We start from the raw sequence: 22,588 nt of genomic DNA on the forward strand, positions 1-22,588 counted from the left end.
TAAAGGAGTTTATATATTTTTCTCATACAATGTCAGTTCATGTTCTACAACAAAACCCATTTTCTTATACATATGAATAGCTTGTGAATGATTAGAATTGACACACAGGGAAATTACTTCGATAGTTTCAAATGAAAATAACCATTGTAGCCCTGTAGCCAGAAGAGCATTACCGACTCCCTCGCCGCGTATCGATGGATTGACTCCTAAAAATTCAATGCTTCCATCAAAAAATTCCGGGTAAGCTTCTACGTAAATATACCCTAATACTTCTCCACTTTTATCCACTAAACCAAAAGCAGAAGTTTCTTCACCTAATCGTGCTATCATCTCTCTCCCATTTAGATATGTATCAGGGAAGATTTGGTCGTGTAACATCATTAAAGAACCATAATGATCCTTTGATAATGGGATTATGTTACTGTTTTCCTTTTTCCTTAAAGTTTTCTTAGTACAAGTCAGTATCGTTTGTTCACTAACTGAATTGAATCCAGATGAATTTGCAAAATCATGTACGTTTTTGTTTTGGTGATCGGGAAAAAGGGACACAGTATGGATATCATGCGGAATCTTTTTTATCAGTGATTCCCATAACAATTTCGAAACGTTCAATCCATTCGTTCCACAGACAAATGGGCCCCATATTTCCGCAGTTTCTCGTTCTATGTCAGCGTCAAATCCACAAAGTCCTATAATTTCATTCTCCTGTGTAACCGTCACAAATGCATCTTTCGCTGGTATATCTGTGAAGTCTTCCTGAAGCGTATGGAGAATGCCATCGGTTTTCTTTCCACAGAAACCGATATGGTGTTTATGAAAGGAGTTCATTTTTGCGATAAATTCTGCAACTTCCTTCAATTTAGGCTGTAAATGCGTCGTAGTCAATCAAATCTTCCCCCTCGAATAATGATTCCCTTCACAAAATGGGTATGTTCCTGCGAAGTTGCGTTTATAGAGGTGTGTAGCGTTTAGTTCTCTAATAATTTCTTTATGTTTTGGTTTTGTTTACTCTGCATAAATATTTTTGCTATGAGGCCCAAAACCGATCCCGGAGATGATATAACGTCCTTGCTCCTGAGAAATGATGATCTCGACAGCTAAGCTTGTCCCCCCGCTTCCACCATTCAACATCATTGACGCTTTTCTATTAGCTGTTCCTTCAATAGACGGTTAAATTAGCGTGATTATTTAAAGTTACTGCTGTATTATCTAAATAAGATTTCCGCATGTATTATCAAAAACAGGCTATGGTGACTCCTCACATGTTTGTCGGCTCCATCGTAAACTCCACACCATTTTCCAATAGTCGTTGGTGCTCTTTATGAATATCAACAACGCCGAACATGGTTACGGGAATTCCTTCTTCAAATAACTTTCCTTGATATTCTTTGACAGCTGGATGGTCATTCGGTTCAAGCAAGAGCCCGGTACCTTCTTGATCACCGGGAGAAACCGACGTTATCCATCGGAACTTCCCTAAGGGAACATCATGCTTTTTTACAAAGCCCAGGGTCTCGGTATAGAATTTCAGGGCCTTATCTTGATCTTCTACTATATACTGGTAACAATAATTTTCATACTATGTTTGTGGACGTTCCATCATCCAACAGCAACAATCACTTCGATACCCAAAGCTTTGAAAACGTCCATTTTTTCCTCTGAAATATGCCGATCTGTAATAATCACATCCAGTTTCTCTGCAGGACAAATCTTGGCGAATTTATCTTCATTAAATTTGTCACGCCCTGCAAGTGCCACGATGGATGTAGCATTTTCACATATATGTCGATAAAATAGAGCAATTTCCGGTGTCTCTGTAGTAAGACCTCTTTCCGTCAAAGCCTCTGTAAATAGGAAACAGACGTCATATCTCATTAGGCTGGTAAACTGATGAGCCAACACATCTGTCATGCTGCCGGACTTATTTACTTTACCTCCCATCAAGTAAGTTTCTATATTATTCATTTTCATAGTATAGCATGCGATTTCAACAGCATTTGTCACGATCGTATAGGGGATATCATTCGGCAGATATGAGAGCATTGCTTCATGCTTCGCTGCGCCACCGATAAAGATAGTTTGACCCTCTTTGATAAACCTTGCCGCAATTTTTGCGATCGCATGATCATCCGGACCGCCATTCATCTCTTCATGAGAAACATATTGATCCGGTGTATTGATTTCCTGTAACGGCACAGCTCCCCCGTGTGTACGTTTCAATAATCCCTCTTGTTCCATGCTTCGCAGATCGCGGCGAATGGAATCCATAGAGACTTGATAGTTTACAGCTAAGTCTTTAGCAAGAACCCTCCCCTCTTGATGCAATTTCCTGAGTATATCATTTCTTCTTTCCTCAGAGAACATCGCTGCCCCTCCCTGCATGCATAGGATTTTTCGCGTTTGTTCACATTTTTTCATTAAGTTGCATGTTTGTCAACGTTTTTCCGTTTTATTCATAAATACATATTTTTCTTCGTGTTTGTGCATGTTTATTCCTGATGATCTGCTTATGGGAAGACATCAAGGTTTGTTTATCGCTGCTATTAAAGTCTTGCGTGCAAATTTTTGTGCAAGAGGAACTTAACAAAACAAAAATACGTAAACTTTTCTTTTTTTACTTCAAAAAAGACCATCGCGAGAGATGGTCTTTGAAAAAGTTAGCCCTGTTTAAACTGCGGCTCTTCGGATTGTATATACTGCAAACGGGCATTCAAATTATCGAGGATTGTTTGTTGCTGCTGAGCCATATTTTGAAACATCTGTTTCGCATTTTTATCTTCTGTTTCCAAAGCAAATGTGTTCAAATCGGCTAGGACACTTTGGCAGCTTGCGACTGCCGATTGCATTTGTGTACCTACTGTCATATGAGGTCACCTCCTACATGATATATTTACCCAAAATAAAAATAACATGTAGCAGATCATCCGTGGTACAGTGCCAAAAACAGGAAGTCAACAACTAATTTTGATTGCCGGGTTTATATTGATGAATACCTTGATGACGTCTTTTATCTTTATTCGTATCTATTTCTAAAAAACCTTGTTGATTCAGTGTTGCCAAGGTGACAGAAGAAAGATCACTCATTGCCAATTGATTACCCTGCAGCTGGGATGTCAGCCATGACCTGTCTTTATTTACATATTTCAAATTATGATCGATGATTTCTCCATCAATGATCAGTGGGATCGGTATATATGCCGGGCTTGGCATTAACTGCAAATCCGCCGGCTGTACCGCACGTTTTTCCGATTTGGGGATTGCGCTAATATGGCCGGTCTCTTCCATAATGACAGAGGACAAATCCCCGATATTGGTATATCCCTTTTGTCTTAGAAGCCCCGTCAACCCCTCAACTGATATTCTCGCTTGGTGTAAACCATTTTCATCTATGTTGCCATCTCTGACCAATACAGTCGGTGAGCTGATCAGTATTTTTTTGAATTTATTTTGAATGGACAATAAAGAAAAAGCAACATATATCAACGCGATCGCCAGAACATAATAAGTCGTCAAGCCAAGTTTTTTAGACAAAAGCGGTCCTGTTACAGTCGTGCCTATGATGAAAACAACCAAAAGATCGAAGCTCGTCATCTGCGCAACCGCCCTTTTACCCATAAAACGTAATAAAATATATCCTACCAGAAAAACAGCGATGGGCGTAAATATGTATTTCAGGAAGATTTCCATTTTAACACCTCCATTGCTAGTCTTGACCAATTTGTTGCAATTCATAATCTGAAAAATGCCAGTCACGGGAACAAAAAAACAGACCAGAAACAAATAAACGTTCTGATCTGCTGAGGTTATTTTTGAAACACCGCGGCATACACTGCTTTAGACAAATCCTTTATTTCACAATATCCCGAAAACCGCTGCTCCCTAGCTTCTCTTTTAAATAATCTTACCAAACCTATGATTATAATGGAGGGCTATCTTCAGTCTCTACCTTATTCCACTCGACAATCAGGCATCCCCATTCGGCTTCATCACACGATAGAGCTTTTGAAGACTTTTTTCGTAAGTCCATATGCATCACCATGGAAGCGATCACTTTGTCCACAGACTCAACTTCCGGCGGAATATTTTCAACAGGCTCGTTTAACAAAGAAACGTTGTCGACATGTTCTTGTTTCAGGCGTTTTTGCAATTTCGCACGCATAGCCGTTTTAATATCGAACGTGTAAACAGAGGAATTCGTCCGTTTTGTGACAGTTACGTTCCTGTTTCTAGCCAAGTACTGTATGGTTATTTTTTGTGTACTAAAACGTCATTTTGCTATGGAATCATTCGCTTATTAGTTGTATTCTACAGGCTTATCTTCCTTTTTAGCATCTCTTTTTGTCAGCAAAAATTGTAAATGGTCATTGAAAAAGGCTTTATAAGCAAGATGTAAAAAAATGAGTACGGTGATAGAAACAGTACCGGCGACACCAAGCATCACCGCGATTTGATATTTTACAGCTGTTACTGGCTGCTGTCCCGCAATGATTTGCCCTGTCATCATACCGGGTAAAAAAACGATTCCCATCCCCACCATAGCATTGATTGTCGGCAGCATAGCTGAATCAAAAGCCTGGTTAATGATATCTTTAGTTGCTTGTTTTGGCGTGGCCCCAAGCATCAGTGCTCCTTCAATTGTATGTCTCTGTTCTTTCATGCCGTTGACAAGATTATTAACGCCAAGTGCCACACCGGTCATCGTTTTCCCTATTATCATGCCGCCAATGGGGATGAAATAACGTGGTTCATACCATGGGTCAAGCCGCAGCACTATAAGCATCATATAACAAAAACTCAAGCCAACCCCGACAAACATTGCGACACCGACCATTTTTTTTAGCGCAAAATGCAGCGTCGCTTTAGAACGCTGGTAGACATTGAAAACTGCGAAACTCAGCATAAAAAAAATAATAACTAAAGTAATCCATGGGTTTGGATATTTGAATATATAAACTAATAGGTATCCGACAAGGATTAGCTGTAATGTCATCCGCAGTGCGGAAATGACAATCAGTTTTTCGCGAGGTATCTTTTTTATTCGGACAATGATAAAAACAATCAATAAAAATATATAAGCAGAGGCAACCTGCCATAATGCTAAATCAACCGTCCCGCTATGATTCATGCGAATCCCCTTTCTTGCTATGTATCGCCAAACTGTAATCATCCATATTAATCGTTTCATCAGCGAATTGCCCGACTAAATTTTTATCATGGCTGACCATGATGACACTTCGTTCATTTTCGCTGGCGTTCTGGATAAAACCGCCAATCACTTCTTCCGCAGTTGTATCATCTAAAGCTGATGAAGGTTCATCAAGCAAATAAGCCACTGCGCTTTCCATCAACATCACTCTGCCAAGCGCAACCCGCTGCTTCTCACCACCAGACAAGTCCTCTGCATCTTGATCAAGCTCTTTATCCAGATTTAACTTTTCTAGCGTTTTTTTTAGTCTTTGATCATCAACAGGCTTTATCCGAGAAAATGTACAGCCTATCTGCAAATTATCACGAATGGTACCATCGAAAATGACTGGCGTTTGAGGGACCATGACAACTTGACTGCGCAGCAGCAAAGGATTTATTGCATGGATTGGTTTCTGGTCAAAATAAATTTTCCCTTCATCCGGGTCGTCCAAGCGATTCAGGAGTCTCAGCAAAGTGGATTTACCGCTGCCGCTCTGCCCAGTAATACATGTCACCTTATTTGTTCCAATTTCCATATCTTTGATGGCCAGAATATCGTTCACCTTTATTTTCTCAAGCTTGAAAATAGCCAAATAAAGCCCTCCTTTCCATCTTAGCAATACCCAATTACTAATCCGCTTAAACAAATCTTCGCGCCGGTTTTCATGCATAAAAATGCAACTTTGAAGGGAACCATAAACTCATCTGGAATAATAAAGGAGAGAGTGAGATGCAGGCTGTCACCTATCAAGGCAAACAAGAAATTGTAGTGAAAAAAGTACCGTATCCTAAAATTGAGGATCCGGAAGATGTCATCGTTAAGATTACCTCTACTGCAATTTGCGGATCTGATTTACACTTATATTTGGGGAACTTTCCATTACCCATCAACTACATTATTGGTCATGAGCCAATGGGAATTGTGGAAGAAGTGGGTCCGGAGGTTAAAAAAGTGAAGAAGGGTGACCGTGTAGTCGTCCCTTTCACAGTTGCTTGTGGAAAATGTCCATATTGTGCCAATCATCATGAGAACCAATGTGATAACGCAAACCCGCATTATGATTCAGGCGGGTATTTTGGTTACTCGGAAAAATTCGGTGATTTTCCCGGTGGACAAGCAGAATATTTACGCGTCCCCTTTGGCAACTATACCCCCTTTCTAGTTCCGCAGGATTGCGAATTGGAAGATGCTTCCCTGCTTTTTTTATCTGATGTGCTGCCGACAGCTTATTGGAGTGTGGAAAATGCTGGAGTAAAGCAAGGTGATACAGTTATCGTGCTAGGCTGCGGACCGATCGGATTGATGACACAAAAATTCGCCTGGTTAAAAGGAGCAGAAAGGGTGATCGCTGTAGATCATATCGACTACAGATTGCAGCATGCTCGACGCACCAACCTTACGGAGGTATTTGATTTCTTGGAAGATGAAGATATGGGCGAGACGCTTAAAGAAATAACTAAAGGTGGCGCAGATGTGGTGATTGATTGCGTTGGAATGGATGGCAAAAAGTCACCGATGGAATATATCGGTCAGAAGCTAAAGTTACAGGGCGGTACACTTGGTCCGATTCAAATCGCGACCAAAGCTGTGCGAAAATGTGGCACCTTTCAAATAACCGGGGTTTATGGGGGATTGTACAATATGTTTCCGCTCGGACCGTTTTTTGCAAGAAATGTCAATATCAAAATGGGACAAGCCCCGGCACGTGCTTACATGCAGGAGCTTTATGAGCAAATTGTTAACAAGAAGTTTGACCCGAAACAAATCATAAGCCACCAGCTTCCCCTGTCAGAAGCAGCTCATGCCTATGATATATTTCACGAAAAAGAAGATAACTGTATCAAAGTGATTCTAAAGCCTTAACTCATCCCAACAAACGGGTCAACTTCTCCAATTCCATTTCCCGAAATTTTTCGATTGTCTTTTCTCTTTCAAAGAGCCATTTCGCCTTTTCTATTTCGCATTCCAACGGCACATCACATTTGATTTCCGCAAGATTCCGTGAGAGATGGAGCATATCCATATTATTCTTGATTTTTGTCTGCAAACTCATTGGAAGCTTATCGACATGTTCCAGCAGCATGTCGATGGTTTCATGCTCGGCGAGGAGTTTCATGGCTGTTTTTTCGCCTATGCCCTTCACACCAGGATAATTATCAGCTGTATCTCCCATCAACCCTTTCATGTCGATGACCTGTTTTGGAGAAATGCCTCTTTTCTCATAAAAATTATCAGCAGTGAAAACCTCATAATTTCCTTGGCCTTTGCGCATGATGGCGACTGCGATATTTTGGCTGACAAGCTGCAGGATATCCTGGTCACCGGTCAGAATAGTGATATCATACGAGCTGGCGTATCGTTTTGCAATCGTCCCGATGCAATCATCTGCTTCATAATTAGCCAACCCAACATTCTGTATCCCAAGCGCATCGACCACTTCCTTCACAAGATCGAATTGTGGCACAAGTTCTTCAGGAGGTGCCCCCCGGTTTGCTTTATATCCTTCAAACATATCCGTACGGAAAGTTTTAGAGCCCATATCCCAACAGCAAATGATGTGGGTCGGTCCGAAGGTTTCCATAGCATCCATCAAATAGCGCAAGAATTGATAAACACCATTGGTCGGGACACCGGAGATGGTCCTCATAAAGTTTTTTCGAATGGCAGTGGCATAAAACCCCCTGAATAGGAGTGCCATACCATCAACCAGCAGCAACTTATTTTTCATCAAATCCCTCTCCTTTCAAGATGTTTTTTAATTGTTCCTGTTTAACCAGCAATACATCCTGATCCATCTCGCCTGCCATGGCTGCCAGACTGTTGTTCACATGAGATGTTATCTCGGCGATAAATAGTTGGGCACCGTTACCCAACGCATTCTCGAGCTGTTCTTGATACATTGCAGTCAATGTTTCCTGTGACTGCTGCAAATATTGCTCGATCGGATTGTCAAGCAAGCGGTACATTTGTTCTTTCATCTGTTCTTTTTCTTTCTTAACAAAGAACGCTTTCGTCCCGTTGAAACCTGCCAATGTTTCGCGAAAATTTTCTGATGTCAAAGAAGCAAAAGGCTGTTGGAGATCTGGCGTTTGAAAATTTTGCTCTTCTAGTGTCGACAAAGAGACATGGATATCTATCTGACTCACTTTTTGATGGATGCCGGCGCTATATTCCCGTAAAGTTTCGAGCATGAATTTTTCAATACGGAGACTGGCGGCGCGGACTTCCTGTAAAAGCTCATATCCTGCATAATCCAGCAGATTTTCCGTGGCCAACCGTAGTTCTTGCCTGCCCGTCTTTCCAGAATCAGTAATGGTGGTCGGATTGAACATCTCTTTGAACATATCATGAAAACGAATGCCGAACCGCTGCTTAATATAAAAAAGCTGTTTCTCGATTTTTTGACTGACACGGCCGGCATAAATTTGCACATCTATGTCGTTGATTGTCTGTTCCATTAATTCTTGGTTTTTCAATAACCGTGTACGCTGTTGTTGTTTTTCATTTTCATCCACGCGAGCTGCCGCTAGAAGGTTATCAACTGTACGCTTTGCTCTTTCAATATCAAATAATACACCCTTGACTAGCATGGTGGTCAGATCGTGATGGATAAAACGGAAAAAAGCCTCTTCAAAGCTGGTCATTTCCTGGTTAACAGGGCCACTCGTTTGCTTTTCAACCAGTGACTTCCTGCTTGAAACAGGAAAAATACGCGGAAAACGGATACCAAGCAATGTCAGCTGGTCTTTCACGTAGTGAATGACCATTTCTTCCTCTTCCTTACTTGCGGCAAGGTCTGATGCATTGATCATAAAAAACATCTTATCCAGTTCGAATGCTTCTTTCACCCTGCCAAGCTGCATCAGAAAATCTTTATCTGCCCGGGATAATGCATGATTGTAATAAGTAACATAGATAATCGCATCCGCATATTTGATATAATCAAATGCGACGCTAGTATGCCGGGCATTCATAGAATCAGCTCCAGGTGTATCTACCAATTGAATTCCTTGCCTCGTTATCTCACAGTCATAAAATAAGTCAATCTGTTCCACATAACAGGCTTTTGTTTCATTGGCTGCAAATTCCTGGAATACTTCAAACGTTACTGTGATCTCTGTTCCAAGCTGTTTTTCGCTGGCTGCATATCCTTTTAACAATGCAAGAAGATAACCCTCCTGCAGTTTTGTCAGTCCATTAGTTTCATTTAGAGCATGCTGCTCAGCCCAATTCAGCAGCTCAGCGAACGATTTTGCTTTTGGCGGATGGAGTACTTCAAGCATTTGCATTAAATCTTTATACAATATCGATTCCTGCTTTAATCGAATAACCGCTGTTTGGTGTGGGTGATCAACTGTTGGCGCCAGTATGCGGCTGATTGCAGCTGTTGTCGGATTCGGAGATGATGGTAAAACATTTTTCCCCATCAATGCATTAGCAAACGTGGACTTTCCAGCACTAAAAGCTCCAAACAAAGCTATCGTCACGGTGCGATTCTCCAAGCGCTCCCGTTTTACCTGCAAATCATTGATTACGGAATGGAAACCTTGCATGCCAGATAGGACACTTATTGTCTGATGCAATTTGCTCAGAACAGAAGGGATGGACTGCTCATGTCTTTTTAATACTTCACTCTTGTTATCTGCCATAGACTCAGTCACCTGATTGTTCTGGTTCGTGATGTCCCTGGCCATTTTTACAACAGTTTTTGCTTTTTTAATGGGCTTATCGAAAAATTCCAGCTGCTGATCCATTTCTTTTTCTGCCTGTTGGGACACAACCGGGCGTATAATCGCTCGGTGTACTTCTTCAAGCTGTTCATCCAATGCGGCTTTTTTCTGCGCTTGTTTTTCTGCAGTCTTCGTCTGTTTTTCAGCCACTTCTTTTTGCAGATTCAGTTCATTCACTTGATTCTCAAGCTGCTTTTCAGTCATTTCACCAATTTCTTCAATCAAAGGTAATATAAGCTGCCTGAATTTATTTTTGATATCAGCTGCAACGTCATTCGTATAATGTAATAAATAATTTCCGTTCAGTCTTGCTCCAGGCTTCATTTGATTTTTCAAGTCTTCTTCTTTATACTGCAATGTCAAATTTTGAATCAGCTGTTGCAAATGTTCATCGTGTATATCGAATTTCTGTAACAATTCCAGCATTTTGTCCCGCAGTTTCCATTGAATGGTAGAATCAATGGTTTCCTGCAAAGGCGACAGAAAACTTTGCAATGCTTCCTGTCTGGCAGCCTCTGTCTTTTTATGCGAAGCAAATAATCCAATTTTGAAATCAGGCTGCTGTGTCTTTAGAAAGGAGGCTGCTTTATCTCTTAGAACAGCTGGCATCAGATAAGCATTTTTCAACGTTTGGTTCAATTCATCCTTAACTGCTTCCTTTATTTCGCTGGGTTTCCGCGACAAGATTTCAAGCTGTACCTCGATGCCCGACAGCTTTTCTGCTGCGTCCGGATGGCCAATATTTTCTTCACTATTCGTCCCTTCACAGGCAGACTCTTTCAAAAAATCACGATGTGCATCTGCTACAGCCATTGTAGCGTCTGTGACACGAGTTTCAGTAGCAGTTTTTTGCTGCAGTAACTTCTCTATTTCTTTTTGCACTCGTTTAAATTGATTATGAGCGGCAGTATCTCTGACTAAAGAAGTGTAGTAAATCTCCTGGGGAAAAAGCTTCCACTGGGAGAGTGTATCGCTGATGCTTTTTTCGAACGCAGTAAACGGTAATTCCTGTTCCTCGTGTTTGTCAATTTGATTGATAATGATATAAAATGGCAATTTCATTTCCTGAATCTGCTGCAGGAAATGCAGATTCACTTCAGATTGCACGTGATTATAATCCATAACATAAAACAATGTATCCACTTTGTGCAAAGAGGATTCTGTGATCAGCCGGTCCGCGTCATCGGCAGCATCTATTCCTGGTGTATCAATGATCGCTTTTCCAGAAGGAATAATCGTGTCTTTCAGATGAATATCGATCTGTTTGATATCATCCTTGTCTTTACAATATTCCTTGACCATATCAATATCATAAGGCTCTTCATATTCAACAGGTTCTTCACGTTGGAAATAAACCCGGGCGGTTCCATTTCCTGATGCGATCCGCACAATATTGGCGCTGGTTGGAATCGGGCTTTTTGGTAAAATGTCCCTGTCCAATAAGGCATTGATCATTGAAGATTTTCCGGCAGAAAAATGGCCGGCGAAGCTGATAGTATATTCATTTTTTTGCATTTTATGGTACAGGTCGGCAATCTTTTTCGCATTCACCATATCGCCATGCAGAAGCATGGTGTGATGAAGTGCGATCAAATGGTTGATAGTAATCGAAACATCTGCAGTACTTAAAACCGGCAATTTGCACAAATCCTTTCTTCGTAGAAAACTCGGTACCGCCAAGGCTGGCGTGAATATCTTCGCTGCATAGCCAAAAAGCAATATCCTTCTCCTTTTTGGTTAGAAGAAACACTTCTTCCATTATACGAAATAAACTGCCGTGTATCTACTGAACAACAGAACTTATTTTCAGGCCATGGAAAAGCCCCCTTTCGCTATCCTGAAAAGGGGCTTCCAGTTATTATTTAATTAATTCGTTATTGATAAATCGGATGATGTCTCCTCTGCTGATGACACCGATTACCTTCTCATCCCGATCCATGACGGGAATTTTTTTAAAGTGATGCTTGGAAAAAATTCGCAAAGAACGTTCCAATGGTTCATCGGCATAAACAAATTTCAAATCACGTTTTCTCATAATCGTAGAAACCTCATGATCCAATGTATACGCTAGTTTTTCGGTGAAATCTTCTTTTTCGCTGACCATCACAAGTGATATCGCATCAAATATGGTTGTTCCCTTGGGTTGGATGTAGCGCAGGACGTCGCCGTCACTGATCATGCCGATCAAATGATTTTCCTCATCAATTACGGGCACACCGCCTATTTTATTATTGACCAGTTTTTTCAGCAATTCTTTCAAAGTCGTATCTCCGGTTACGCTAATGACATCGGTAATCATAAAATCGCTGACTTTCATTGTCGCACCTTCTCTTATAAGATATACCTTTATTATAAGCCTTTCAGCCTAAAATAACAATAATTGACAGATGCAAAGGACTTCCATGTAAAACGTGAAGAAGAATTTGTCATGTTAGTGTGCTCTTTTCTATACTGGATAGACGCCATGCTTTCGTTCGGTGAACTGAATCTGTTTGGCATCATAAATGCTGTAACGTTTCACCAGTGCTTTTCGCAGATTGTCCGGATGTATGATATCGTCAACAACCATTTCTGATGCAAGACGATAAATATCGATATCGTCTTGGTATTCTTTCTGCTTTTCTATGATGAATGTCTCTCTTTCTTTTTCAGGAAGTGCCGCAATTTTATTGGCATAAACCGCATTCACTGCCGCTTCAGGTCCCATGACTGCAATTTGAGCAGTTGGCAATGCAATACAGCAATCGACATCGAATGCCGGCCCTGCCATTGCGTAAAGCCCAGCACCATATGCTTTGCGTACAATCACCGAAATTTTTGGAACTGTCGCCTCACTCATTGCCGCGAGCATTTTTGCACCGTGACGAATGATTCCTTGCTGTTCCACTTTCGTTCCAATCATAAAGCCCGGTACATCCATCAGAAATAGCAGGGGGATATTAAATGCATCACATAACTGAATGAATTTTGCCGCTTTGTCGGCAGAATCAGGGAATAGAACCCCGCCTTTCATACGTGGCTGGTTGGCAATAATGCCTAAAGATTTCCCATTAATCCTCGCCAATCCTGTAATCAATTCGCGGGCGAATTTCTTTTTGACCTCACAAAAACTGTTTTGGTCGATAATTCGGTTGATAAAGTCCATCATATTAAACGGAGCATTTTGATTGGCAGGAATGATATCCGCGATCGATTGCTCAAATTGCGCTGGTGAGACTGGTTTTTCTGTCGCCGGCTTATTTCTGAAATTCGCTGGGAAATAGCTTAAATAGCTCCGAGCATAGGAAATTGCCTCGGGTTCCGTTTTTACCAGGACATCCCCACAGCCTGAAATAGAACAATGCATTTTCGCCCCGCCCATTTCTTCCAGAGAGACGTTTTCCCCGATCACTTTTTCGGCCATTCTTGGAGAGCCTAAATACATAGAAGCATTTTTATCCACCATAATCACAATATCACAAAATGCCGGGATATACGCTCCGCCTGCAGCGGATGGTCCAAATAACAGGCAAACTTGGGGAACACGCCCGGATAGCTTGATCTGATTATGGAATATTCGTCCGGCGCCTCGTCTCCCAGGAAACATTTCGATCTGATCTGTGATTCGTGCACCAGCTGAATCAACCAAATACAATAAAGGCAATTCCAGTTTCTCTGCTGTTTCTTGGATTCGGATGATTTTTTCGACAGTTCTTTTTCCCCACGACCCAGCCTTAACAGTAGAATCGTTTGCCATCACACAGACATCCTGACCATTTATTTGACCAATTCCGGTCACTACTCCGTCAGCCGGCAGATCATCAGCCATGCAATTGGCAAAAAAAGCATCCTCTATATCCATCCCTTCATCAAATAAAAGTTCCAACCGTTTCCTGACAAACAGTTTCCCTTTTGCCTCGTTGCTAAGATGATATTTTTCCTTGCCGCCTTGTTCAATTCTTTCTACCCTGGTTCGCAACTCATCTGTATATGTCATAAATGCCCCGGATTGTATTTATTTAATCCGGGGGTCCACCTCCCTGTCCAATATTTGAGGTTAGATCATTTGCCCTCATACACCGGTTTCCTTTTTTCTTGAAATGCTGCTAAACCTTCCAAACGGTCGGAAGTTGCGATCGTCTGTTGATAGCAGTCATGCTCGATTTGCAATCCATGAATTAAATCAGTTTGCACACCCTGGTTGATAGCTGCTTTTGCCTGTATCAAAGCGAGCGGACCATTTCCTGCAATATCCCCAGCAAGATCCAAAGCCCTTTTAAGCAAAGCATTCCCCTCAGTGATTTCTTGTACCAGCCCAATGTTCAATGCAGTCTCTGCATGTATCGGTTTTGCTGTAAAGATGAGCTGTTTTGCTGAACCGACCCCTATCAGACGAGGCAGTCGCTGCGTCCCGCCTGCACCAGGAATGATTGCTAGTGATGTTTCTGTCAAACCCATTTTTGACTCCAAAGCTGCAATGCGGATATCACATGCCAATGCGAGCTCCAGCCCTCCGCCATACGCCGCTCCATTGATGGCTGCAATGACAGGAACCTGCATGTTTTCTATATTTGTGATTGTCTGGCCGATATACGTTACCGCCTCGACAACCTGTTCAGGTGTCATGTTTTTACGCTCCTTCAAGTCAGCACCGGCACAAAAAGCTTTACCTCCAGCCCCGTGAATCACTGTGCAGTAAACATTTTTATCCATATTGACTGCTTCAATTGTCTTATTCAGTTCATCAAGCAACGCCCTCGACATGGCGTTGGCTGCCTCAGGTCTGTTTAAGACGATCTCAGCAATATGGGTATCACGGATATGTAATTCAACTAGTTCTGGCATAAGTTTCCCTCCTTTTCAATTTGGTTGGCAAAATAGGCATTCACTGAACAACAGGGAATGCCAGGCGGGTTATCATACACACATAAGGTTACTGCAGATTATTTCTTCCTGTTTCATTTATTCAAGAATAGCAATGACGTCCCCTTCATTGACAAAGTCTCCTTCTGAAACTTTGATTTCTTTTACAGTCCCGCCATCTTCAGCCGGAATAGGAATTTCCATTTTCATCGACTCCAAAATCGCTACATCCTGATCTTCCTCGACTTCGTCACCAATCTTTACGACAATCTTCCATACATTACCTGCCATTGTTGCTTTAACTTCTTCCATCGTCGTTTCCTCCTCCATTTTTAGCTATTGGTACATAGTAGGTCGGTACAAACGCAGTTGTTGTGTCGCCATTTTCGAAAGCCTCATGGAAGACTATTTTTTTCAACATCGGTATATTCGTTTTGATGCCCCCGACATGGTAGGATTGCAATGTTCCTCGCAATCTTTCTATCGCTTCCTCCCTGGTATTGCCAGTGACAATCAATTTGGCAATCATCGGATCATAAAATGGAGTCACATCATAATCCGCTGCCACAGCAACCTCGTGACGGACATACCGTTCTTTCGGAATATCAAATGTAGTAATGTGTCCAGGCGAGGGGAAAAAAGTGACTGGATCTTCAGCATATATACGTGCTTCGATCGCATGGCCATTGATGAACAAATCTTCTTGACGGATAGCCAATGGTTGCTTATCTGCAATCATCAGCTGCTGTTCCACAATATCCACCCCGGTTATTTCTTCTGTTATCGGATGTTCCACTTGAATCCTTGTATTCATTTCGAGAAAATAGAAATTTTCACTTTCATCAACCATAAATTCGATTGTTCCTGCATTTACATAATGCAACGACTTTACAGCTTTGACTGCTATTTCACCCATTTTACGGCGAGTCGCTTCTGAAATGAAAGCTGAAGGGGCTTCCTCGATAACTTTCTGATTACGCCGCTGTATGGAGCACTCCCTTTCAAACAAGTAAACAGCATTTCCGTAATGATCCGACAAAATTTGAATTTCAATGTGACGACCGTGTTCGATTTTCTTTTCCAGAAACATGGCTCCATTCCCAAAAAAGTTTTCTGCCCTTTTGGCGTTGTTCGCAAATGCTTTCTGCAATTCATCATCCGACTGTACAGCCTGCATACCTATACCGCCTCCGCCAGCGGAGGCTTTCAACATCACAGGATATCCAATCTTATTTGCGATCCGGATTGCATCATCAGCGGTAGTGACTGCATCCTCTGTGCCAGGTACAATCGGCACTCCAGCTTTTTTCATGGCATTCCTTGCAGCGATTTTACTGCCCATCTGTTCCATCACATCACTGCCCGGCCCGATAAAGGTGATCCCCGCAGCTTCACACTTTTGCACAAAGCTGCCGTTCTCACTGAGGAATCCATAGCCAGGGTGAATGGCGTCGACTTTGGATTCCTTAGCAATAGAAATGATTTTATCTGCATTCAAGTAGCTTTCGTTCACCCTGGAACCGCCCAACAGATAGCTTTCGTCGGCCATTGCTACAAAAGGAGCTTTGCTATCTGCTTCTGAATACACTGCAACCGTTTTGATACCCATTTTCATGCAGGTTCTCATCACTCTAATTGCGATTTCTCCACGATTGGCAATCAATATCTTCTGAAACATAACATATTGCACCTCCTAAACTATTCCTATCAGCACCCGAGTTGCCTGGCAATCACCATGCGCTGTACTTCGGAAGTCCCTTCGCCGATTTCCAGCAATTTGGCGTCACGCAAATATCTTTCCACCTCATATTCTCGCATATAGCCATAGCCGCCATGGATTTGTATCGCTTGGTTAGCAGCACGGAAAGCCGTTTCCGTTGCAAAAAGCTTGGCATAGGCAGCTTCTTTGGTAAATGGCTTGTGCTGATCTTTCAACCAGGCTGCCTTATATACCATGTTGCGGGCAAGCTCGACTTCCATGGACATATCGGCAAGCTTAAACTGGATGGCTTGGAACTTGGAAATGGATTTTCCAAACTGGGTTCTTTCTTGTGCATAGGCCAGAGCCTTTTCCAGCGAAGCTTGTGCAATTCCGAGTCCAAGCGCAGCTATGGATATACGGCCCCCATCCAGTGTATGCAGGAACTGTTTGAAACCTTTATCCGGATCTCCAAGCAGATTTTCTTTCGGCACCCGTACATTGTCCAGTACGATTTCTGCTGTATCAGAGCCCCTTACGCCCATTTTGTCATAGCCACTGTTAATGGTGAGTCCCTCTGAATCTGCAGGTACCAAAATAGCGGAAATGATATTCCTGCCATCTTGGTTTTTCCCTGTAACGGCTGTTACAGTAATCGTTTTTGCATAACTTGCATTCGTGATGAAGCATTTTTCACCATTGATGATGTATTCATCACCTTCCAGCACAGCTGTCGTTTTCGTTCCCCCCGCGTCAGACCCTGCATTCGGTTCAGTCAGTCCAAAGGATGCAAGAGCTTTTCCAGCAGCGATCGGTGTAAGAAAACGTTGCTTTTGTTCTTCCGTGCCGAAATAATAAATAGGACTTGCCCCAAGAGAAACGTTTGCAGCATAGCTTAAGCCAGTGCTGCCGCAGACACGGCCTACTTCCTCCACGGCTATCGCATAAGATAACGTATCTCCATTGGAACCGCCATATTCTTCGGGGAACGGAATCCCCATCAGACCGAGTTCCCCCATTTGTTCAAATATATCGATCGGGAATTTAGCCTCTGTGTCAATCTCAACTGTCCTCGGTTTGATAACATTTTCTGCAAAATCACGTACCATTTTCCGTATCATTTGCTGCTCTTTATTCAATTCAAAATCCATCTAATATCCTCCTTTAATCTAAACAAAGACCGACTGGTTGGTCTGTATTATGTATACGAGAATCATGTTTCATCATCCATACAATACAATCTTTTCAAATCTTTCCTGAGTCAACAGGTTTTCTTGCAGGATGGCATGCAAAATCAAATCATTGAATATGCAGGCAATTTCATCAATACTTTTGCTGCCGCTCCGCTTATACCATTTGTATGTCCAGTTCACCATTCCCAGAATTGCCATTGTTGTAATTTCGATGGAGAGATCGGAGCGTATTTCTCCTTTCGCTTTTCCATCCCCGATGGTAGCAGCGATAATATGCTTGAATTGATCTCGTTTTGCTTTAATTTGCTTCTCGTAGTCCGGCTTCAGATACAACTCTTCCTGGTAAAAAACAGCTATATGTGCCTTATATAAGTCAAAAACATTCACAAAGCTTCTGACGATTTCCTGTAGTTGTTTCATAGGAGAATCATGTTTCTCTCTTGCCAGCTGCGCTTTGTCGATTACATAAGTAATAAATGTGTCATGTATAACGAATAATAATTCGTCTTTTGATGTGAAGTGGTGGTAAAAACCACCTTTCGATGTGCCGACACTGCTCACAATCTGATTGACCGAAACGCCATGAAAGCCATGTTCTTCAAACAAGAGTAACGCTTGCTGAATTATCTTTCCCTTTAAATCCGCTGTCAGCACCTCCTTCAACACTAATACATTATAACTCTATCACATTTTTCTGAATAAAGAAAGCGTTTTCTCTCACATTCCCTTGGTTCCTTTCTACTCCATGTAGCCTAAAGATACGACTGGCAACAGTATCACTCGAAACCAAAACGATGCGAATTTCTGCTTGTTTGATAGCAAAAAACCTTGCCGATTCCGACAAGGTTTTTTCTGTTCCGTTACGGATGGTAACGTAAAACAGGTTTTCTAGCAGCGGTCGTTTCGTCCATCCGTTTGACAATGGTCGTATGCGGAGCCTCCTGGATCATTTCCGGATTGGTTTTTGCTTCCTCCGAGATATTTACCATCGCTTCAATAAAACCATCCAACGTTTCTTTCGATTCGGTTTCCGTCGGTTCAATCATCATTGCCTCCTCCACATTCAAAGGGAAATAAATTGTCGGTGGGTGATAACCGTAATCAAGCAGGCGTTTTGCCATATCCAGCGTCCGGGCGCCCAATTGTTTTTGTCTTTTGCCAGAAAGGACAAATTCATGTTTGCAATGCTGTTTGTATGGCAGTTCATAGACATTTTCAAGCTTTCTCATCATGTAATTGGCATTCAGAACTGCGTACTCGCTTACTTTTTTCAACCCTTCTGCCCCCATTGTGCGAATATAGGTGTAAGCACGCAAATAAATTCCGAAGTTCCCGAAATATGGCTTCACTCTGCCGATGGAATCCTTCCTGTCATCCTTCCATACAAATTGTCCATTTTGCTTTTCCAATACCGGTTTTGGCAAGAAACGTGCTAACTCCTCGCTCACGCCGACTGGTCCTGATCCAGGACCGCCTCCACCATGAGGTCCAGTGAAAGTCTTATGCAGGTTCAAATGCACGACATCAAAACCCATGTCTCCAGGGCGTGCGTATCCCATAATCGCATTTAAATTGGCACCGTCATAATAAAGACGTCCGCCGGCTTCGTGAATGATATGCTTCATTTCTAAAATTTCTTTTTCAAAAAGCCCCAAAGTATTTGGATTTGTCAGCATCAAAGCTGCTGTGTCTTTACCAGCGACCCGGCGTAAATCTTCTAAATCGACTAGACCCTGTTCATTCGATTTGACCGTAACGGCTTCAAAACCTGCTACAGTTGCTGAAGCAGGATTAGTTCCGTGAGCTGAGTCGGGCACAATCACCTTAGTACGATTATAATCTCCATTCGCCTCGTGAAAAGCCCGGATCATCATTAATCCTGTCCATTCTCCGTGAGCACCTGCCGCGGGCTGCAACGAAATTTGATGCATGCCGGTGATTTCTGAAAGTGCTTCTTGCAGATCGAACATCATTTCCAGGGCGCCTTGAACCGTTTCAGTGTCCTGGTAAGGGTGAATATGGCTGAACCCTTCCAATCTGGCAATATCCTCATTGATTTTCGGATTATATTTCATTGTACAAGAGCCTAATGGGTAAAAACCGGAGTCTACCCCAAAATTTCGTTTGGACAAGCCTGTATAGTGGCGGATGATATCCAATTCGCTGACTTCAGGCAGCATTGGAGCTGTCTTACGGACATAACGTTCATCCATTTCAGCCTCCAGGTCCAACTCCTCTACGTCCAACACAGGCAGGCTATAACTGGTTCTGCCTTTCTTACTATGTTCAAAAATGAGTGGAAAGTCTTTATTTGCCATGTATATCCCCCAATTCCTTCACGAATTGTTCGATCTCTGTTTTGGTACGAAGCTCTGTAATAGCGATTAGCATGTGATTTGTTAGTTCCGGATAAGCGTTACCAAGATCATAGCCGCCAATGAATCCTTTTTGCAACAGCTGTTTATTCACATCCGCTATACTGCCAGACAGCTTGATAACTATTTCATTGAAGTAGGCCCCTGTGAATGCCGTATAAAACCCTGCTTCCGCCAATCGTTTTTGCATATAGCGCGCTTTATTCATGTTCAACTTTGCCATTTTACCCAGTCCCTCTTTCCCAAGCGAACTCATCGCGACTGAACTAGCCAGGGCATTCAGAGCTTGGTTGGAGCATATATTCGATGTCGCTTTATCTCGTCGAATATGTTGCTCTCTAGCCTGCAGGGTAAGTACGAATCCTCGTCTGCCATTTTCGTCGACGGTCTGGCCGACGAGGCGTCCGGGCATTTTCCGCATCAATTTTTCCGTTGTAGCAAAATATCCGCAATGTGGCCCACCGTATTGCGCGGGAATGCCGAAAACTTGCGTATCTCCCACTACTATATCAGCTCCTAGTTCTCCCGGCGGAGTCAAAAACCCTAAGGCAAGCGGGTTACTTGAGGTGATCAGCATTGTTTTTTTCTGCTGTTTGACGAGCTCATTTATTTCTGCTAAAGGTTCGATTTGTCCAAAAAAGTTAGGATATTGGACTACTACACTTGCCACATCCACATCAAGTAAACGCTTCAGCTCTTCCAGATCTGTCACGCCATCTTTCCAATTAGCTTCGATGATTTCCAGGTGCTGCCCTTTTGCGTATGTTTGAATAACAGCACGCGCTTCAGGATGGACCGTTTTGGAGACGATGATTTTCTTTTTTCTTGTCTGACCGGCGCTAAGTGTTACGGCTTCGGCTAAGGCAGTCGGTCCGTCATACATGGATGAATTTGCAATCGGCAGTCCTGTAAGTTCACTGATCATGGTTTGAAATTCAAAAATAGCCTGCAATTCCCCCTGTGAGATTTCCGGCTGGTATGGCGTATATGCCGTATAAAACTCTGACCTGGAGATAACGTGATCAACAATGGAAGGGATGAAATGATCGTAGACACCGGCTCCCAGGAATGAACTGTACTGCTTCAGATTCGCATTTTTACCAGCCATATCACTAAGCTCTTTTTTCAGAGCTGCTTCGTTAGCGGGCGCTTTCAAATTCATTTTTCTCTTTAAACGTACTTCTTCCGGAATATCAGCAAATAATTCATCAGTCGCAGATATTCCGATATCACCCATCATTTCTTTTTTATCTGTCTCTGTCATTGGTAAATAACGAAATTCCATCTGTATCCCCCTTTATTTTTTCAAAAATGGTGTAGCGATGATCTTCGCCTTGGCTTTTCTTTTACGGATTTGAATGATCAGTTCCTGTCCTTCCTTCGCAAATTCAGACTTGATCAATGCCAGTCCAATATTTTTTTGCAGTGTAGGGGCCTGTGTACCTGTCGTTACAAAACCGATCTCCTCATCCTGATGGAAGACCTGATAACCAGTCCGGGGGATGCCCTTATCGATCATTTCTATTCCAACAAGCTTTCTGGCCGTGCCATTCTCTATTTGTTGTTTCAGGGCTTCCTTTCCTATGAAATCACCGTCCTTACCTATCTTAACGGCAAATTTCAGTCCTGCCTCAACCGGAGTGATATCTTTAGACAACTCTTGGCCATACAAAGGAAGATTGGCTTCAAAACGCAGAGTGTCTCTTGCGCCGAGTCCGATTGGCTCCAAGCCGTATTCCTTACCTGTATTTAGTAAAGCCCGCCACAAATTTCTGGCACAACTTTTATCCAAATATATTTCAAAACCATCTTCACCTGTATAGCCTGTTCGAGAAACAAGCGCATCACAAGATATTCCGGTAAAACGAACTCCTTTTTCGAAACGGAAAAATTTGATGTCAGCCAGATTGGTGTCAGTCAGTTTCTGAAGAATCTCTTCCGCCGCAGGCCCCTGTAATGCCAGCTGCGCATAGTCAGCCGATTCATTCTTGATTTGCAGCTCAGATTCATCGTATTCGTTATTTTGCAGCAGCCATTCGTAATCTTTTTCTGTATTGGCAGCGTTGACAACGAGTAAATATTCTTGCTCGCCAAGCATGTAAACAAGCAGATCATCTACAGTACCGCCATTTTCATAGCAAAGAAAAGTGTACTGTGCTTTCTGCGGTGTCAGCTTGTCGATATCGTTCGTCAGAACCCATTGCAGGAAATCACGGCTCTTTGGGCCAGAAACATGTATTTCTCCCATATGGGAAACATCAAATAGTCCCGCTTTAGTCCTCGTAACTTCATGTTCATGAATGATGCCGGAAAATTGTACCGGCAAATCCCACCCTCCAAAATCGATCGTTTTAGCGCCGGCTACGGCATATTCCGGGTATAAAGGGGTTGTTTTTAATGTATTGCTCATTTGTCCGACCACTCCTTTTTCCGTTTTTTCGGAACCTTTAAATATCTTTTGATAAAAATAAGAGATTTCACCATCAAGCAAGGTGAAATCTCTGTCCTTCAACCAGAAAGTTGCACACCAGGTTCCAAATCGGAAAAAGGTGTTTGCTTCG

The 22,588-nt window shown here is 42.4% G+C and carries 20 protein-coding genes and 1 pseudogene; 1 reads left to right on the forward strand and 20 read right to left on the reverse strand.

Annotated features, from left to right (window positions below; genetic code table 11):
* Window positions 1–9 precede the first annotated feature (9 nt).
* The 8 genes and pseudogenes from ACFSMW_RS05345 to ACFSMW_RS05380 all read right to left on the reverse strand — a co-directional run bounded on the left by ACFSMW_RS05345 (window position 10) and on the right by ACFSMW_RS05380 (window position 5,780).
* Window positions 10–885, reverse strand: coding sequence for a GNAT family N-acetyltransferase (locus ACFSMW_RS05345; protein ID WP_390353657.1), 876 nt, complete (start codon window positions 883–885; stop codon window positions 10–12).
* A 376-nt stretch (window positions 886–1,261) separates the two neighbouring features.
* Window positions 1,262–1,578 (reverse strand): annotated as a pseudogene (locus tag ACFSMW_RS05350) (VOC family protein); the annotation flags it as partial.
* 21 nt (window positions 1,579–1,599) lie between these two features.
* Window positions 1,600–2,364, reverse strand: a complete 765-nt coding sequence (locus ACFSMW_RS05355) for a DeoR/GlpR family DNA-binding transcription regulator (RefSeq protein ID WP_390353659.1) — start codon at window positions 2,362–2,364, stop codon at window positions 1,600–1,602.
* Window positions 2,365–2,657: 293 nt separating this feature from the next.
* Window positions 2,658–2,864, reverse strand: coding sequence for a DUF1657 domain-containing protein (locus ACFSMW_RS05360; RefSeq protein WP_390353660.1), 207 nt, complete (start codon window positions 2,862–2,864; stop codon window positions 2,658–2,660).
* A gap of 94 nt (window positions 2,865–2,958) precedes the next feature.
* Window positions 2,959–3,687 (reverse strand): DUF421 domain-containing protein, encoded by a 729-nt coding sequence (locus ACFSMW_RS05365; protein ID WP_390353662.1) that lies wholly within the window; start codon window positions 3,685–3,687, stop codon window positions 2,959–2,961.
* 229 nt (window positions 3,688–3,916) lie between these two features.
* The gene (locus tag ACFSMW_RS05370; RefSeq protein WP_390353663.1) at window positions 3,917–4,234 is read right to left on the reverse strand and encodes a class I SAM-dependent methyltransferase; all 318 of its coding nucleotides are present in this window, start codon (window positions 4,232–4,234) and stop codon (window positions 3,917–3,919) included.
* 60 nt (window positions 4,235–4,294) lie between these two features.
* Complete coding sequence (locus ACFSMW_RS05375; RefSeq protein ID WP_390353665.1) at window positions 4,295–5,125, reverse strand: ABC transporter permease; 831 nt, start codon at window positions 5,123–5,125, stop codon at window positions 4,295–4,297.
* Window positions 5,115–5,780: an ABC transporter ATP-binding protein gene (locus ACFSMW_RS05380; protein ID WP_390353667.1), complete on the reverse strand. Its 666-nt coding sequence runs from the start codon at window positions 5,778–5,780 to the stop codon at window positions 5,115–5,117. Before ACFSMW_RS05380 ends, ACFSMW_RS05375 begins: the two co-directional genes overlap by 11 nt.
* Window positions 5,781–5,917: 137 nt before the next feature.
* On the opposite strand from ACFSMW_RS05380, the gene ACFSMW_RS05385 reads away from it, so the two are divergent.
* The gene (locus ACFSMW_RS05385; protein WP_390353669.1) at window positions 5,918–7,051 is read left to right on the forward strand and encodes a zinc-dependent alcohol dehydrogenase; all 1,134 of its coding nucleotides are present in this window, start codon (window positions 5,918–5,920) and stop codon (window positions 7,049–7,051) included.
* A gap of 1 nt (window position 7,052) precedes the next feature.
* On the opposite strand, the gene ACFSMW_RS05390 is transcribed toward ACFSMW_RS05385, so the two are convergent.
* From ACFSMW_RS05390 to gcvT, 12 genes are all read right to left on the reverse strand, one after another.
* Complete coding sequence (locus ACFSMW_RS05390) at window positions 7,053–7,916, reverse strand: 5'-3' exonuclease (protein WP_390353671.1); 864 nt, start codon at window positions 7,914–7,916, stop codon at window positions 7,053–7,055.
* The gene (locus ACFSMW_RS05395) at window positions 7,906–11,637 is read right to left on the reverse strand and encodes a dynamin family protein (protein ID WP_390353673.1); all 3,732 of its coding nucleotides are present in this window, start codon (window positions 11,635–11,637) and stop codon (window positions 7,906–7,908) included. The genes ACFSMW_RS05390 and ACFSMW_RS05395 overlap by 11 nt, the downstream gene beginning before the upstream one ends.
* 139 nt (window positions 11,638–11,776) lie before the next feature.
* Entirely contained in the window at window positions 11,777–12,235 is a 459-nt protein-coding gene (locus ACFSMW_RS05400; RefSeq protein ID WP_390353675.1) for a CBS domain-containing protein, read from the reverse strand.
* A gap of 129 nt (window positions 12,236–12,364) precedes the next feature.
* On the reverse strand, window positions 12,365–13,894 hold the full coding sequence (locus ACFSMW_RS05405) for an acyl-CoA carboxylase subunit beta (RefSeq protein ID WP_390353676.1): 1,530 nt from the start codon (window positions 13,892–13,894) through the stop codon (window positions 12,365–12,367).
* 65 nt (window positions 13,895–13,959) lie between these two features.
* The gene (locus tag ACFSMW_RS05410; RefSeq protein ID WP_390353678.1) at window positions 13,960–14,742 is read right to left on the reverse strand and encodes an enoyl-CoA hydratase-related protein; all 783 of its coding nucleotides are present in this window, start codon (window positions 14,740–14,742) and stop codon (window positions 13,960–13,962) included.
* A gap of 117 nt (window positions 14,743–14,859) precedes the next feature.
* Entirely contained in the window at window positions 14,860–15,072 is a 213-nt protein-coding gene (locus ACFSMW_RS05415; RefSeq protein WP_390353680.1) for an acetyl-CoA carboxylase biotin carboxyl carrier protein subunit, read from the reverse strand.
* Complete coding sequence (locus tag ACFSMW_RS05420) at window positions 15,059–16,438, reverse strand: acetyl-CoA carboxylase biotin carboxylase subunit (RefSeq protein WP_390353682.1); 1,380 nt, start codon at window positions 16,436–16,438, stop codon at window positions 15,059–15,061. The genes ACFSMW_RS05415 and ACFSMW_RS05420 overlap by 14 nt, the downstream gene beginning before the upstream one ends.
* 29 nt (window positions 16,439–16,467) lie before the next feature.
* Complete coding sequence (locus tag ACFSMW_RS05425) at window positions 16,468–17,610, reverse strand: acyl-CoA dehydrogenase family protein (RefSeq protein ID WP_390353684.1); 1,143 nt, start codon at window positions 17,608–17,610, stop codon at window positions 16,468–16,470.
* A 72-nt stretch (window positions 17,611–17,682) separates the two neighbouring features.
* On the reverse strand, window positions 17,683–18,303 hold the full coding sequence (locus ACFSMW_RS05430; protein ID WP_390353937.1) for a TetR/AcrR family transcriptional regulator: 621 nt from the start codon (window positions 18,301–18,303) through the stop codon (window positions 17,683–17,685).
* A gap of 209 nt (window positions 18,304–18,512) precedes the next feature.
* Window positions 18,513–19,970: an aminomethyl-transferring glycine dehydrogenase subunit GcvPB gene (gene gcvPB / locus ACFSMW_RS05435; RefSeq protein ID WP_390353686.1), complete on the reverse strand. Its 1,458-nt coding sequence runs from the start codon at window positions 19,968–19,970 to the stop codon at window positions 18,513–18,515.
* Entirely contained in the window at window positions 19,960–21,312 is a 1,353-nt protein-coding gene (gene gcvPA, locus ACFSMW_RS05440; protein ID WP_390353688.1) for an aminomethyl-transferring glycine dehydrogenase subunit GcvPA, read from the reverse strand. Before gcvPA ends, gcvPB begins: the two co-directional genes overlap by 11 nt.
* Window positions 21,313–21,324: 12 nt before the next feature.
* Window positions 21,325–22,437 carry a glycine cleavage system aminomethyltransferase GcvT gene (gene gcvT / locus ACFSMW_RS05445; protein ID WP_390353939.1) on the reverse strand — a complete coding sequence of 371 codons (1,113 nt, stop codon included), beginning with the start codon at window positions 22,435–22,437 and terminating at the stop codon, window positions 21,325–21,327.
* Between the last annotated feature and the right edge of the window lie 151 nt (window positions 22,438–22,588).

This window comes from Tigheibacillus halophilus, from assembly GCF_042683165.1.
GTDB classification, from domain to species: Bacteria; Bacillota; Bacilli; order Bacillales; family Amphibacillaceae; genus Tigheibacillus; species Tigheibacillus halophilus.